The following is a 14,018-nucleotide window of genomic DNA, read 5'->3' as shown; positions in this document are numbered from 1 at the left end:
AGATGTTTAGCAAGACGCACTCAACGACTTATTATTAAATATAAGTTAAATTATTTGTCTAGCACACAAAAATTATGCTAGCCAAAGATTTTAAAAAACGTTGCGCAACCACAATGTGTAATATATTTTTTGCCTTGACACAATATTCATATTATTAGATATCACAAAACCAAGTCAGCATGACTGATATTAACATTTAATAATTATTAATTGATCAACACATGCATCTAAAACGTACGTATTGCCTTAAATTTACAAAATGAAAGAATTTCATTGTGTCAGTCAGGGTCGTCACTTTTTTTAGCGCCGAAAGACAGTCCCGGGACAGCTGCTCTTAATTCGCTATATCAAACGCATGCCCACCGATACGTCTTACGCAAACGTTTTACAGATGCCTGACGATAGTACCCGATCGAACGTACGCTGACATGCTTGAAGCCATTGTGAAAAGAATGACGCGTTTAGAGGTCCGCACCCATTGTCCAGGTTGAATTGATAGTCATGTATGGATATGTCACACGGTACTTTTCGTGTGCGGCATAAATGCGACGAAAAACCTTGGTTTTGCCATAATTTTTACATCATTCCGCATGATACCTTACAACGAAAATCATCTTCTATAATTAATTGTGCAACTAAATCGTTCATATCGACGGAACACTTTGAAAGCCTAAAATTTCAAAAATAATAACCAGCAACATTCAAAAGGCATGGCAATAAAAATCTTGAGTTTTATCGGGTGATACCCTATGCTGACCATACGATGTAACGTTTATTACCGAGTACAACCTTTCCTGTTCTTATAACCATCCATTGCTGGAAGCGGCGTCGGATAAATGCGCTAACGCAGGCGCTTCAACGCGCCTTGCCCAATAATACTGCGTTGTATTAATCTCACCATAACGGGTGTCACATGTTCGTTGAAAGAACCGTGGTCCAAGTACCGTCCTCGCTCAACCTTCACGTCGAAAACCATATTTTCGACGTTGATCGAGAGAGTGTGATACTGGTGAATGGCGCATTGTCCACCACCGCTTCATTCCGCAAGACAGTAAAGTATCTCAGCGCACGATATAATGTTATTTGTTTCGACTTGCCATACGCGGGGCAATCTCGCCCGTTGAATGGCGATACCAATTTCTTGCTGACGAAGGAGGATGAAGTCGACATCCTTCTACACTTGATTCATCGCTTCAAGCCGAAATTTTTGTACTCCGTTTCGTGGGGTGGCTTGGCATCTCTGCTCGCGTTGGCCCGCGAGCCCAGCAGCATCAAGCGCGCGGTTATCGGCTCTTTTTCTCCGTTCCTGAATCCAGCCATGGTCGACTATGTGACGCGGGCTCGCGCACATATTCATGCCGGCGAAAACCTGCAAGCCGCGCAATTGTTAAACGATACGGTTGGCAAGCATCTGCCGCGCATGCTGAAGCACACCAATTACATGTATTTGACAAGTCTGCCCGAAACGGAACAAAAACAGGTCGCGTTCCACGTCGAGCAAATCCTTGCGTTGCAACCCGAGAGTTACATGCATTGTCTGTCGAGCATTCAAAGCAAGGTCAAGTTTATCAATGGCGACCTCGACGAATACACGACCTCGGCCGATATTCGAACACTGGGACGATACATCCCGGATGCCGAATTCGAGACTGTAGCCAATACCGGACACTTTCTGGAGCTGGAAGGGCGCGAACAGGCTGCGGCAATGCAGGAAGCACTCATGGATTTCTTCGGTGGTGGCCAGCGCTGGGATCATCCAGTTATGCCTCAACCGATCGTTACCCCTGCATTGATGCGTTCAGCCGCTGTTGCCAACTACGAAGCGGTTCAATAAACAGGCTTATTTACACCCCTGCCTATAACGCGTGCACGGCCCGTACCATTCGTGACGGCTGGTTGGACCATGTATTACCTGTGCAGGCGAAAAACGTCAATGCGCAGATCCTGCCACGCCGGTTGACCTTGCAAGTAAATTCATCATGTCCCAGATCGTCATTACGGCAATCGGTTCGGCAGGCGACGTCCATCCGCTGCTTGGCATCGGCCGTGCATTGGCACGCCGCGGCCACCGCGTGGTCTTTTGTTCGCATCCGCCGTTCGAGGAATTGGCATTAAAAGAAGGGTTCCGTTTTGTCCCGATCGGCACGCGCGCCGAGTACGAAAGCGCGATCAACAATCCTGCGTTGTGGCATCCGCGCACCTCGTTTCGTACGTTATGGAATGTGATCGCACCATCCATTCGTCCACATTACGATGCATTGTGCACACTCGTCGATGACGACACCGTATTGGTGGGAACGTTGTGGGCATTCGCCGCCCGCTTGATGCAAGAGCTCCATCAGGTACCGTACATCTCGGTACAGATCTCGCCATCGACGTTGTTGTCGGCGATCGCACCACCAACGCACAAGCGGATGAACCTGCCTACGTGGTTGCCTTTGCCTGTGAAGAAACAATGCTTGGCTTTCCTCGAAAAAAAGATGCTCGACAAGACATGCGGACCTGCATTGAATCAGGTTCGCGCGTCTCTTGGCTTACCCCCTGCGACGCGCATTCTGGGGCGGTGGATGCATTCGACCGACAGCGTTCTCTGCCTGTTTCCCGCTTGGTTTGCGACACCTCAGGCGGATTGGCCAACGAATCACTGGATGTCTGGTTTTCCGCTATTTGACGACGTTGCGGCGCAGCGGCTCGACGGCGAGGTGACGGGATTTCTTGCCACCGGCAATGCGCCTGTTGTATTTACTCCGGGATCAACCGGTATCGACGCGCATACGTATTTCGGTGCTGTTGATAAAGCGATCCGAAACACCGGTATGCGCGCGATCGTACTCGCTCGTAACACGGGCGATCGGTGGCGTGATCGTCCGGACGTTCTGGTGCGGGAGTTCGTGCCCATGAGCGCGTTGTTGCCACGCTGTGCCGGGATTGTTCACCACGGCGGCATCGGAACCGCAGCATTGGCGTATGCGGCGGGCGTTCCACAAATCGTGACACCGTTCGCCCATGACCAATTCGACAATGCGCAACGTATCGTAAAAAGTGGCTGCGGCGTGCGTCTTGACAGCCCTATCGATGGCGCTGTATTGACGGAGGCGCTGAAGTCGGTGATACGCAATCCCGAGATGGCATCCCGTTGCGCGGAAGCCGCGCAACGTGTGCTGCAAGCGGGCGACTGCTGCGATGCCGCCGCCCAACATATCGAAGGGTTTGCAAGTCGCGCGGCCAGGGTGGAGAAAAAAGCGGCCTGAACAACATGAGATGCTCGCCGCCCCGAGGACAGGCTAGCGGCGATTCTCCGTCGTTTGGAATGCGCGGTAGCGTGCGAAACGCGAGGCCATGCATCGATCGATGCTACCCGATGCGCTACTGCTGGATCTATGCACTATGCGCAGGGATCCAGATGTCAGTGATAGCACCACCGCGCGTATCGCAATCGCATCGATCACGAATGGCATTTCCGGCGTCAGATAGACGCCGGTAGGCTATCGATGAGGTCTGCCCGGGCGTTGGTTTCCTCAAGCTCAGTCGAGTGCTTTTTGCCCCGTTTCCTCGAGCATCGATACAGCGATCAAGGAAATTATTACACAAACAATCATGTACCAGGCCGGTGCCATGGTGTTTCCCGTCACTCGAATCAACCAGGCGACCATCAATTGCGCCGTCCCACCGAACACCGAAACGGCGACTGCGTAAGCACTGGCGAGGTACCCCGCGCGAACATGCTTAGGAAAATTCTCAGGCATCAAGGCGTAGGCCGGGGCAGAACCCATCGTATAAAAGAACATCAGCAATACGATCAGTGCCGTCACCACCCCAGCAGAAGGGAAGTGGTTCATCAACCAGAATGCAGGGTAGAGCAGGAGGATCAACACGATTCGACCTAGCATCGTCAGTGGCTTGCGCGCATTCATCCTGTCCGACAGCGCGCCCCAGAGCGGACACATCAGAAGCGATACCAGCGGTGCGGCCGTGGCCACGAGTGTGCTGATCTTCCTGGGCAAATGCAGGTATTGGATTGCGTACGTTGGGATGTAATACATCATCACGTAGGTTGCCACCGTCATGCCCATGATCGCGAAGACGGTCAGGACCCATTTTTTCACCAATGCCTGCTCACGCGCCAAACGCGCGCGCGATGCTGGGGCCACTGGCTCCTCGACGATATGGCGGCGCAGATAGATGCCAACCGGCATGATGAGTGTACCCAGCAGGAAAGGAACGCGCCAACCCCACGCCAGCAGCGCATCGTTGCTTAACTGATAAGTGAGGATCGCGGCAAGTCCGGAACCCATCAAGGCAGCAGCACCTTGACTTGCGAGTTGCCAACTGGCCCGAAACCCCCGGCTGCTGGCCGCGCCGGTCTCCAATAGCGTCGCCGTCGCGGCACCGAATTCACCGCCCTGCGCAAAACCTTGCAGCAATCTCGCGCAGACGATGGTGACCGGTGCCGCCAGACCAACACTCGCGTAAGTCGGCGTGAGGCCGATAATGGCGGAGCCTAGTCCCATCAATAAAATGGTCAGGGTGAGGGCGGCGCGGCGGCCTCGTCGATCGGCGTAACGTCCGAGCACAAAGCCGCCAACCGGACGTGCCACGAATCCAATAGCAAAGGCTGACAGTGACAACAAGGTTGAAACCACCGCGTCCGTTGTTGGGAAAAACAATTTTCCGATCAACAGTGCGAAGTAACTGTAAACGGTGAAATCAAAGAACTCGAGCAGGTTTCCCGCGACGGCAGCCGCTACGATGCGACGCTGCGAAGTCGTGGTTGAGCGAGGCGCGTGATGAGCAGACGCGGCATCGGGGTGATGATTATCTGATAGGGTTTTCATGGGGAAATTCAATGCATGGCCGATCGGGGCGGGGTGGACTCAATTCGCCAAAAAGCGTTCCACGAGTCGCGTCCAATAGGCAGCGCCGATTGTCAGGTTTTCGTCGTTAAAATCGTAGGCGGCGTTGTGCAGCATGGGCGCGTTTGCGCCATTTCCCAGTCGCAAAAAACATCCGGGCTTCTTTTGCAGGTAGTACGCGAAATCTTCACTTCCCGCGATGGCGCCAAAATGGTCATTTACACGGTCCGCGCCTACAAGCTCGCATGCCACCTGTGCGGCAAGTTTGGTTTCCGCGGCGCTGTTGACCACCACCGGATAGCCCATGACGTACTCCATTTCCATCCGCGCGCCGTAGCCCTGTACATGATGCTCGGCGAGTGCCCGGATGCGTTGCTCCAGCAATTTCCGCACGTCGGGGTCGAACGAGCGGATACTCAGTTCAAGGGTAGCGCTCTCCGGAATCACATTGGCGGTATGGCCCGCTTGAAACACGCCGACGGTAACCACCGCTGTGTGCATGGGATCAACATTGCGTGCCACCACGGTTTGCAGGGCCATGACCAGACTGCTACCGATGACTACGGGATCGAGAGAGAGCTGGGGCCGTGCGGCGTGACCGCCTCGTCCATGAATCGTGATCTTCGCCTTGTCGCTCGCCGCCATGAAAGCGCCTTCGCGAAACATGAACGTTCCCGCGGGATATCCGGGGTGATTGTGAAGGCCAAAAATCGCCTCACAGGGAAAGCGCTCGAACAAGCCATCGGCGATCATCCTCTCCGCGCCACTGTCCGCACCGATCTCCTCGGCTGGCTGAAAGACCAGATGTACCGTGCCGTTAAAGCGGCGCGTGCGAGCAAGGTGTCGCGCGGCGCCCAGCACCATCGTCGTGTGACCGTCATGACCGCAGGCGTGCATCAAGCCCGCGTGCTTGCTGGCGTAGGGAAGGCCGGTTTCCTCCGCGATAGGCAACGCATCCATGTCAGCACGCACCATCACGGCCCTATGCCCCTCGCCGGCACGCAGCGAGGCAACCATGCCGGTGCCGCCGAGCCCGCGGCTTACCGTATAGCCCCATGTTTCGAGCAGTCCCGCGACCTTATCCGACGTGCGGAACTCGCCGTAGGCCAGTTCAGGATGTGCGTGTAGATCGCGCCGGATTTCGCACAACTCGCCATGTAGATCGATCGTCTCGGAAAGATCGCAAAATTGCCCTTCGGTAACCATGAACACGCTCCAAACACTCAAAATAACGGGTCGAGTATCCCATCGCAAAAAACAGCCAAAAATGACTTATCGAGGCCCATAATGTTGCCTTGATAGGCAACATTATGGGAGCGGAGTCATGTCCGATTGGCCAAGCGATACACGTGTCGAAAAACTCAGCACGCGCGGCATGCATTACCTGCACACGATCGAACGCCACGGTGGTATCCGTGCGGCCGCTGATGCGCTGGGAATCAATCCCTCCGCCATTAGCCGTAAAATTGCACAGATGGAAACCGCTTTTGATGTCGTCCTATTGCAACGGCGCGGCCGTGGCGTGGTCGTTAGCGACGTCGGTATGAGTGTGATCGAGTATTTTCGTGACCGCCAACGCCGCGAAAACGGTATTGTCATGCAACTTGAGGCCTACCGGGGGCTGCGACAAGGACGAGTCACGATCGCCGTTGGCGAGGGTTTCGTGGAAAATCTGTTGGCCGGCGCGCTGTCCCGCTTCAGTGGGGAGTATCCGGATATTGTCGTCGACTTGCGTGCTGGTGCAACCGCGCAAGTATTGGCGATGGTCCGCGATGACGTGGCGGATCTGGGTTTATGCGCGGGAGCAAGCCGCGAACCGGCAATTCGTGCTCGCGCGTTCAAGGGCGCACCGATCTGCGCCTTGGTGAGTCCTGACCATGACCTGGCCAAACAGGAAGTGCCGCTTCGCGTGGCTGATCTGGCTGCTCATCGCTTGATCTTCATGCCGGAACACTTTGCGATTCAGCAGTATGTTGATGCGATGGCCAGGGCAGAGGGAATGACCTTGTCCGCCGCCGTACGATGTGATCTCTTTTCCGCCGCGCAAGCCATTGCGGCAGCTGGCCTGGGCGTGGCCTTCATGTCACGACAAACGGCGCGCCTGTACGTTAATGCGGGGTTGCTGGTCGCATTAGACATTGATCACCCCATCGCACGAGATTTCTCGCGCCAACTCGTCCGGCGTGTAGGTCGGCGCGCCTCGCCTGCGGCGGCCTATCTCTGGCGACAACTGGGCGAGGCCTTACTGGGAGGAGCGGTAGGGATTTGAATGAAGTAGTCTGGTTGTTACCTTTGGATTTTTTATGCTTTAACCGACATCGCTTATCTCGCACCGGACCCTGTGCTTCTTAATGTCAGTGGCCGGATTAAACGTCAGTCAGTCGTGCTTCCACATCACCAACTCCGGCGCCAGCACCAGGCCAACATCGAACGTGTTGCGCAGGATTGCGAGACCGAGTTTGGTCAGATCGAACTAGCCCTTGCGAATGCGATACATCAATTCGATGCCCGAGATCGTTGCCGCGGCATCTCTGAACCGTTTGAAGCCGAGTATCACGTGCGTTCTGGGCTTGATGTTTCGTTGGTCCTGCTCAACCATATTGTTCAGACACGTCGAGCATCGGACCTTCGTGTCTTCGGGCAGCAGGCCATCGGCCTTCATCTCCCGCAACGCGCGGTGCGAGGCAGCGTAACCATCGAGCGTGTAGTCTCTGGTGGCTAGCCCTGGTGCATGATCGCCTTGCGAAAAAAGGCTTTGGCTGCAGCCACGGCGCTTTTGGCCCTGAGTAAGAAGTTCACTGTATGGCCATCTCGATCAACCGCCTGGTACAGGTAGACCCATCTGCCGCGAATCCTCATATCGGTCTCATCGACCCGCCACGAGCGACCCGAAGGGATCACGAATCGGTTCCAGCGTTTAACGAACTCCGGGGTAAAGCGCTTCACCCAGCGCATGATCGTGGTGTGAGCCAGCGATAAACCGCGCTCAGCCATCATTTCCACCAGATCGCGCAGGCTGAGCTTGTAGCGAAGGTACCAGCGCAAGCACAGCACGATGATTTTTCGATCAAAATGTCGACCATCAAATAGCCCCGGCTGGTCTTTGCGCTTGCTCATCAGCATTCACCCGATTGTTGGGCTCGATACTTTAACCGACTCGCACCGCCTATTTGCACCAGAGCCATTTATCGATAGATAGACATGACGGCGATTTTAGATATTATTTCGGTGCGATATCGCGGCGCACACGATGAATGTGCTGCTCCACGTAGAACGCTGCGGCATCCGCGTCGCCAACGACGATGGCCTCATAGATCAAGCGGTGTTCGGCGACATAAAGGCGAATGCGATTGGGGTCGTAAATGCCATCGTCCTTGATACGCTTCCATAAGGGTTGATCCATCGTCCGCGCAATTTCTTCGGCAATTTTCACGAGTAGCGCATCGCCGGTCATTGCAGAAAGTTGTCTATGAAATAGCCGATCACTGTTATTCCACAGCGCTCGCTGTGCCGGGTCGTTGATATCGGTGACCGTTTCCATCTGATCGAGGTAACGTTCCGCTTGATTGTCGCGTTGGGCTCCCGCCGCAGCACGGCGTGCGATGGCGGGCTCCAGAATCAAACGTACATCCAATGTTGCGCTTGGGCTGAAGTCGGAGGGTGCCTGTTCGACGTTACTCGCGGCATCGCTTAGGCTGCGGTTCGCGGCGTTTGCCAGCACTTCCGCCGCCATCGGCGCAACGTAAGTGCCTGAATTCGGCTTGGTGAGCACAAGACCTTCATTTTGCAAGGCACCGATGGCTTCTCGGACGGCCGGTCGCCCCACGCCGAAGCGCGCGGCTAATTCACGCTCCGATGGCAATCGCGTATCTGCGCTGAAGTGACCCGAGCGTATCCCTTCACGGATTTTCTCGGAGACTTGTTCATAGATCTGCAGCGGCCGAAACTCTCCCTCGAATGCCAGTCTCGTGGCTGTCATCGCTTAACCTCAACGGAAAATTGGTTTTTAATATACCACACAAGAAATCTAGCAACGCTTTGAAAGTGTCAGAAAAGCATAGGTAACGCGGTATTTTGGTACATTCTGAGTCCAGCTTCGCTGAGGACGAATTTATTCTGGTTTATTTTGCGCCAATATTGGTATAGATTCGCACAAAATAGGGCGACCTGAAAACGGCTAGCCATTTGCCGCAGCTCGACTTCCCCTTTTCCGTTATCGTCACGATTTTGCTTATATGACCACTCAGACCTTTGACGCGACCGGCACGGCGGCCTTACTCGATTACGTCGAACTGGTCGCTGCCTTACGCGTAGCGATCACGCAATATGCGGGCGCGGAGATCGTCAGCCCGGAGCGACTGGTCGTACCGTTACAGGCGGGTGGCGTGATGTTGTCTATGCCGTCGAGTGCAGCCGACATGGCGATTCACAAGCTAGTGAATGTGTGTCCCCAAAACGGCACGAAGGCACTACCGACCATCCATGGGCAAGTGATTGCTTGCGACGCAGTGACGGGGGAAATGCTGTTTGTGTTGGATGGCCCGACCGTGACAGGGCGGCGTACTGCCGCGGTCACGATGTTAGGGATTCAGACCTTCTATAAGTCGATCCCGAATAATGTGTTGATCGTCGGCACAGGCACGCAGGCGGTACACCATGTACACGCACTGGCAGCCGCATTCCCGCAGACACGGATTTACATCAAGGGCCGGTCACAGGATAGTGCGCGGCATTTTGTGCGCAAACACGTTGTGGACGTTCCGGAACTCCGCGCACTTGAGAGCGATGTTATTCCGGACGAAATGGACGTGGTAGTGACGGTTACAACCAGCAAGTCGCCGGTCTACACAAGCCCGGCACGCGTCGGCCGTCTTGTAATAGGCGTAGGGGCGTTCACGCCGGATGCCGCGGAGTTAGGGCAGTGTACGGTGGACTCCAGCTACGTAGTGGTAGACGATCCATTGGGCGCGCGTCACGAGGCGGGCGATTTGATTCAGGCCGGCATCGATTGGACGACGGTTGCCTCTATGGCGCAGGCGCTGGATGGAACACTCGACATCACTGCTCCGGTCTTGCTGAAGACAGTAGGGTGCGCCGCCTGGGATCTGGCTGCCTGCCGCGTCGCAAAGAAAACCATCACGGCGCGGATTGGTCAATAAGCGCTTGTCCAACGCAGTACATCAAACGGCGAAAGTTGTCCTCGGGGAGAATGCAATGCAAGTCGTAAGCGACGGGTTGAAAAAAACGGTCAAGCGCCTGTGCAAAAATGGTTACAAAGGAAACTCCAAACACGCGTTGAACGTGGCTGCATCGGCGCTCGTTCTGGGGTTTGCCTGCAATGCCAGCGTGGCACACGCCGATGAATTATCCGATGTCAAAGCCAGCGGCGTGATGCGTTGCGGCGTGTTGGGTGCTTTCGAGCCCTTCGGTTTCGTTGGCGCAGATCGCCAGTTGCAGGGGTATGACGTGGATATGTGTCAGGCCGTTGCGAAACGACTGGGTGTCAAAGCCGAGGTCAAGCCAGTGACGATCGAAGCACGCATTCCCGAACTGCAAGCCGGTCGCGCCGATATCATGGCGGCTGGACTGGGGTATTCACCGGCACGTGCGCAGCAAGTCGATTTCTCCGACGGCTATTACGTCAGCGAACATAAATTGACTGTGCGCGCCGATCGAGGCTACACCTCATTGGCTTCCCTGTCGGGCAAACGCATCAGTTTCACTAAAGGGGGCATCACGGAAGGCTTCGTGAAGCATGCCGTACCGGGTGCGGTGTTGGTGGGCTTTGAAGATACACCGACTGCCTTCGCTGCCATGGTGCAGGGCAAGGCCGATGCCTTCAGCGTTTCCGAGGTAGTGGCAAGTCGACTGGTTAGCAAGTTGGGTGCGCAAGCGGACAATTATAAGATAATCGATACCCCCGTCGGCGAAGAAACATGGGGCTTCGGCGTTCGCAAAAACGAGGGCACGATGCTCAAGGCGGTGAACGATGCATTGGTCGACATCGAGACATCCGGCGAAGCGCAAAAAAATCTTCGACAAATGGATGGGACCGAGCACGATTTATAAAATGAAGCGCTCCTTCAAGATCGAGCCGATCAAGGGCTGATGGCAACCCACGTAGTCACCGCATAGCCGGGTCGAATAAAACACCATGGGTTCGCTCTCAAGCCATCTGTCGATTCTGACGCCCGATAATATCCGTTTGTTGGCGACGGGTCTGCTCGGGACGATCCTGCTGTCCCTCGGCAGTTGGCTGCTTGCTTTTCTGTTTGGCATTGCGCTTGCGACGATCCGGATGAGTAAGATCCGGATCGTCGCGTTCCTGGTCGTCTGCTTTATCGAATATCAGCGGAATGTGCCCCCTTTGGTGCATATCTTCCTTTGGTACTTCGGCGTATCCAATGTGATGCCCCAATCCATTCAAGATTGGGCAAATGCCAATCACAGCGAATATTTTTTCACCGCTATCGCAATTGGACTTTACTACAGCGCCTATCTTGCCGAAGACATCCGCAGTGGTCTCCGAGGTGTTTCGCTGGGGCAACGTCAGGCAGCAAAAGCGCTGGGACTTAGTTACCTTGGCACGATGCGCTACGTCATCCTGCCGCAGGCAATGAGGAAGGCATTGCCGCCTTTGATCAGCGGGAGTGTTTTACTGGTCAAAACGTCGAGTCTTGCCATGATTGTGGGCGCCATCGAATTGACGTACGCGACAAAAGAAATTGCCAGCAATACCTTTCAGACGCTGGATATTTATGGCGTTAGCACGGTCCTTTATGTCGTTCTTGCGCTGACTCTGATGGGCGTTGGGGCTTGGCTGTCGCGGCGTTTCAGTATTGTTTCGAGGTAGGCAGATGCTGGAGATCATTCGCGACAACTGGCTGTTGATGTTGATAGGCACCTATCCCAATGGTCCTTTGGGCGGCATTGCTGCCACGCTTATTCTTTCGATAGTCGGCATTGGCCTGGCCTTTCCCCTCAGTGTGCTTATCGCACTCGCGCAGTTGAGCGCGATAGGATGGATCCGTCGGCCGGCGACATTGCTGCGCTACCTTGTCCGAAGCATCCCGCTGGTGATGCTGATTTTCAGTATTTATTTCCTATTGCCAATCGTGATCGGGCGCCCGCTGAGTGGCTTTACCGCTATGGTCTGCACATTGGTGATATTCGAAGCCATGTATCTAGCGGAAGTGGTCCGGGCGGGCATCGAAGCCTTGCCGAATGGGCAGGTGCAGGCAGCCGCAGCCTTGGGCTTGAACTACGTCGACCGGATGCGTTACGTCATCCTGCCGCAGGCGCTATACAATATGCTGCCTAGCATGGTCGGGGTATTCGTCACCACTATCAAGGACACGTCTCTCGGTTATGTGATCGGCGTGCAAGAACTGACGTATGCTGCAAATCAAGTTAATAACAGTCTATTGACACAGCCGTTCCAGGTGTTCTTTTTGCTTTCGCTGGGTTATTTTGCGATATGTTTCTCGCTCACACGTTTCGCTAGTTATCTTGAAAAGCGCATTCATCGCAAACGCACCGCAGCACAATCGCATCTGTCGGTAAGCACCGTAGCGTGATGCACGGCACCCAAGCAGCGCGATGAAAATTGCCAAAGTCACGGTATTAGCGTTTTCTCGCCAGCTCGATGGCAGGGCGTGGAATCCTGTTTTTCGCTGGCATGAACGGCGTGCTCCATTATTGCTGATAGAAATGGCATCCGGTGAGGTGGGCGTGGGAGAGGGCTGGTCCCAATACACCAATTGCGAAGCCGTCTTGGCGCTTCTGGCAGAGCAGGTGGCACCGCGGTTGATCGGACGTTGCATCGAGTCACCAAGAGATGCAGCCGCTGCACTAATGCAGGAAATCTCATCGGATATGCCGTGGGCAGTCTCGGCTGCCGTCAGCGCTGTTGATATCGCGCTTTGGGACGCTGTTGCAAAAGGGCAACGCTTACCATTATGGCGCTATCTGGGCGGTGTTTCCGAGAGCGCCCCGGTCTATGCGAGCGGCGGTTTATATCGCGATACGTATTCCCTCGACGATCTGCGCACGGAGTTTCGCGCGTATCGAAATGCGGGATTTACCGCTTATAAAATGAAGATCGCAGGTCTGACGCTGCAGGAGGATCTCGCACGGGTAAGCGCGGTCCGGGAGACGATAGGCGACAGTGCGACGCTCTGGGTTGATGCGGTGAACCAGTTAAGCGATGGCTCTGTAGAGACGTGGACCAAGGCACTTGCCGCGTTCAAGCCTGCCGCCATTCAAGCACCGGTCGGGACCGACGATGTTCAAACCATGTCGCGTATCAATGAGACGATGTTGCCGGTGATCGGCAACGAGGGAGAGTTTCGTTTCAGCGCGTTTGAGGGTTTGGTTAACACAAAGGCTGTGGGTTACCTCCAGTATTGTCTGCCGTTATGTGGCGGTTTCAGCGGCGGCATCTCACTGGACGACCTCGCAGTGCGTGCGCAGCTCAGATCTACGCCACAGTGTTTTTCCACTGCGATTGCACAAGCCGCGACCTTGCACTTTGCCGCGGCCCGGCAGAACGTGATTTCTGCAGAGTTTCACTGTTACCACGATCATTTGCAGTTTCTGTACCGAGATGGCTGTGCAGAGATCCGCATCGGCTATGCCAGTGCAGGTCACGGAGCCGGCCTGGGGGTGGCAATACCGCAATTGGGTGTGCAGCAGGACGGCAGCGTGATTACGCTTTATCGTGAAGTCGCCCGATAACATCGATCACGAAAGTGGAAACCGTCGCCTGAATCGACCGCGTCGCCCCAACTTTGTGTGATAGCTGGGAAATTCTCATATGTAGATATTTTATTTAACATAATATAAATTATCAACCAATCGTGTGTAGAAACTTTTTAGATGGAATGGCCGCCTCCCGCCAATCCCAGGTGCCAACCTAACGAATCGACAGCGCCACAGTGCTAGCATGACCTGACCCGCATAAGAAGCCTTTCACTAGGAGATGCAAAATGAACGAGATTATCGCAATCGATTTGGCGAAGACGGTGTTCCAGTTGCATTTCGTGGAGGGCTCACCGAGCGTCATCCAGCGCAAGGTCTTGAAGCGGCAGCAGATATTGACTTTCTTCTCGAATCGCACACCTTGCCGCGTCGTCATGGAGGCGTGTGGTAGCAGTCACTATTGAG

12 protein-coding genes and 1 pseudogene are annotated in these 14,018 nt (G+C 54.7%); 9 read left to right on the top strand and 4 right to left on the bottom strand.

All coding sequences use genetic code 11. The annotated features are described in order from the left end of the window. The first annotated feature begins 913 nt into the window (after positions 1-913). Together WM40_RS18985 and WM40_RS18980 are read left to right on the top strand one after the other, a co-directional pair. Positions 914-1,834 carry an alpha/beta fold hydrolase gene (locus tag WM40_RS18985; protein ID WP_024904336.1) on the top strand — a complete coding sequence of 307 codons (921 nt, stop codon included), beginning with the start codon at positions 914-916 and terminating at the stop codon, positions 1,832-1,834. A 145-nt stretch (positions 1,835-1,979) separates the two neighbouring features. Beyond that, on the top strand, positions 1,980-3,251 hold the full coding sequence (locus WM40_RS18980; protein ID WP_024904335.1) for a glycosyltransferase: 1,272 nt from the start codon (positions 1,980-1,982) through the stop codon (positions 3,249-3,251). A gap of 273 nt (positions 3,252-3,524) precedes the next feature. Here the strand turns inward: WM40_RS18980 and WM40_RS18975 are convergent, their stop codons facing one another. Both WM40_RS18975 and WM40_RS18970 read right to left on the bottom strand, forming a co-directional pair. Beyond that, positions 3,525-4,835, bottom strand: a complete 1,311-nt coding sequence (locus WM40_RS18975; protein ID WP_024904334.1) for an MFS transporter — start codon at positions 4,833-4,835, stop codon at positions 3,525-3,527. Between the two features lie 39 nt (positions 4,836-4,874). Further along, positions 4,875-6,059 (bottom strand): M20 aminoacylase family protein, encoded by a 1,185-nt coding sequence (locus tag WM40_RS18970; RefSeq protein WP_024904333.1) that lies wholly within the window; start codon positions 6,057-6,059, stop codon positions 4,875-4,877. Positions 6,060-6,177: 118 nt separating this feature from the next. On the opposite strand from WM40_RS18970, the gene WM40_RS18965 reads away from it, so the two are divergent. Continuing rightward, positions 6,178-7,122, top strand: a complete 945-nt coding sequence (locus WM40_RS18965; RefSeq protein ID WP_024904332.1) for a LysR family transcriptional regulator — start codon at positions 6,178-6,180, stop codon at positions 7,120-7,122. Positions 7,123-7,326: 204 nt separating this feature from the next. On the opposite strand, the pseudogene WM40_RS18960 reads toward WM40_RS18965, so the two are convergent. Together WM40_RS18960 and WM40_RS18955 are read right to left on the bottom strand one after the other, a co-directional pair. After that, positions 7,327-7,970, bottom strand: a pseudogene (locus WM40_RS18960) (IS6 family transposase). 103 nt (positions 7,971-8,073) lie between these two features. Then, positions 8,074-8,832, bottom strand: a complete 759-nt coding sequence (locus WM40_RS18955) for a FadR/GntR family transcriptional regulator (RefSeq protein ID WP_024906216.1) — start codon at positions 8,830-8,832, stop codon at positions 8,074-8,076. A gap of 256 nt (positions 8,833-9,088) precedes the next feature. Here WM40_RS18955 and lhpI point away from each other — a divergent pair, with 256 nt between their 5' ends. The 6 genes from lhpI to WM40_RS30245 all read left to right on the top strand — a co-directional run bounded on the left by lhpI (position 9,089) and on the right by WM40_RS30245 (position 14,017). Continuing rightward, positions 9,089-10,012, top strand: a complete 924-nt coding sequence (lhpI, locus tag WM40_RS18950; protein ID WP_024906217.1) for a bifunctional Delta(1)-pyrroline-2-carboxylate/Delta(1)-piperideine-2-carboxylate reductase — start codon at positions 9,089-9,091, stop codon at positions 10,010-10,012. Positions 10,013-10,067: 55 nt separating this feature from the next. Beyond that, a complete protein-coding gene (locus WM40_RS18945; protein WP_236693592.1) occupies positions 10,068-10,922 on the top strand; it encodes a transporter substrate-binding domain-containing protein in 855 nt (284 codons plus the stop codon). A gap of 85 nt (positions 10,923-11,007) precedes the next feature. Continuing rightward, positions 11,008-11,706 carry an amino acid ABC transporter permease gene (locus tag WM40_RS18940; protein ID WP_024906219.1) on the top strand — a complete coding sequence of 233 codons (699 nt, stop codon included), beginning with the start codon at positions 11,008-11,010 and terminating at the stop codon, positions 11,704-11,706. 4 nt (positions 11,707-11,710) lie between these two features. Next, positions 11,711-12,430 carry an amino acid ABC transporter permease gene (locus WM40_RS18935; protein WP_024906220.1) on the top strand — a complete coding sequence of 240 codons (720 nt, stop codon included), beginning with the start codon at positions 11,711-11,713 and terminating at the stop codon, positions 12,428-12,430. A gap of 22 nt (positions 12,431-12,452) precedes the next feature. Continuing rightward, positions 12,453-13,589, top strand: coding sequence for a mandelate racemase/muconate lactonizing enzyme family protein (locus tag WM40_RS28085; protein ID WP_024906221.1), 1,137 nt, complete (start codon positions 12,453-12,455; stop codon positions 13,587-13,589). A 251-nt stretch (positions 13,590-13,840) separates the two neighbouring features. After that, positions 13,841-14,017, top strand: coding sequence for a hypothetical protein (locus WM40_RS30245; RefSeq protein ID WP_046153671.1), 177 nt, complete (start codon positions 13,841-13,843; stop codon positions 14,015-14,017). The last annotated feature ends 1 nt before the right edge of the window (position 14,018 follow it).

The organism is Robbsia andropogonis, assembly GCF_000970345.1.
Taxonomy (GTDB): domain Bacteria; phylum Pseudomonadota; class Gammaproteobacteria; order Burkholderiales; family Burkholderiaceae; genus Robbsia; species Robbsia andropogonis.
Note: the sequence above shows the minus strand (reverse complement) of the source record. Positions and strands in the feature narration are given on the sequence as shown.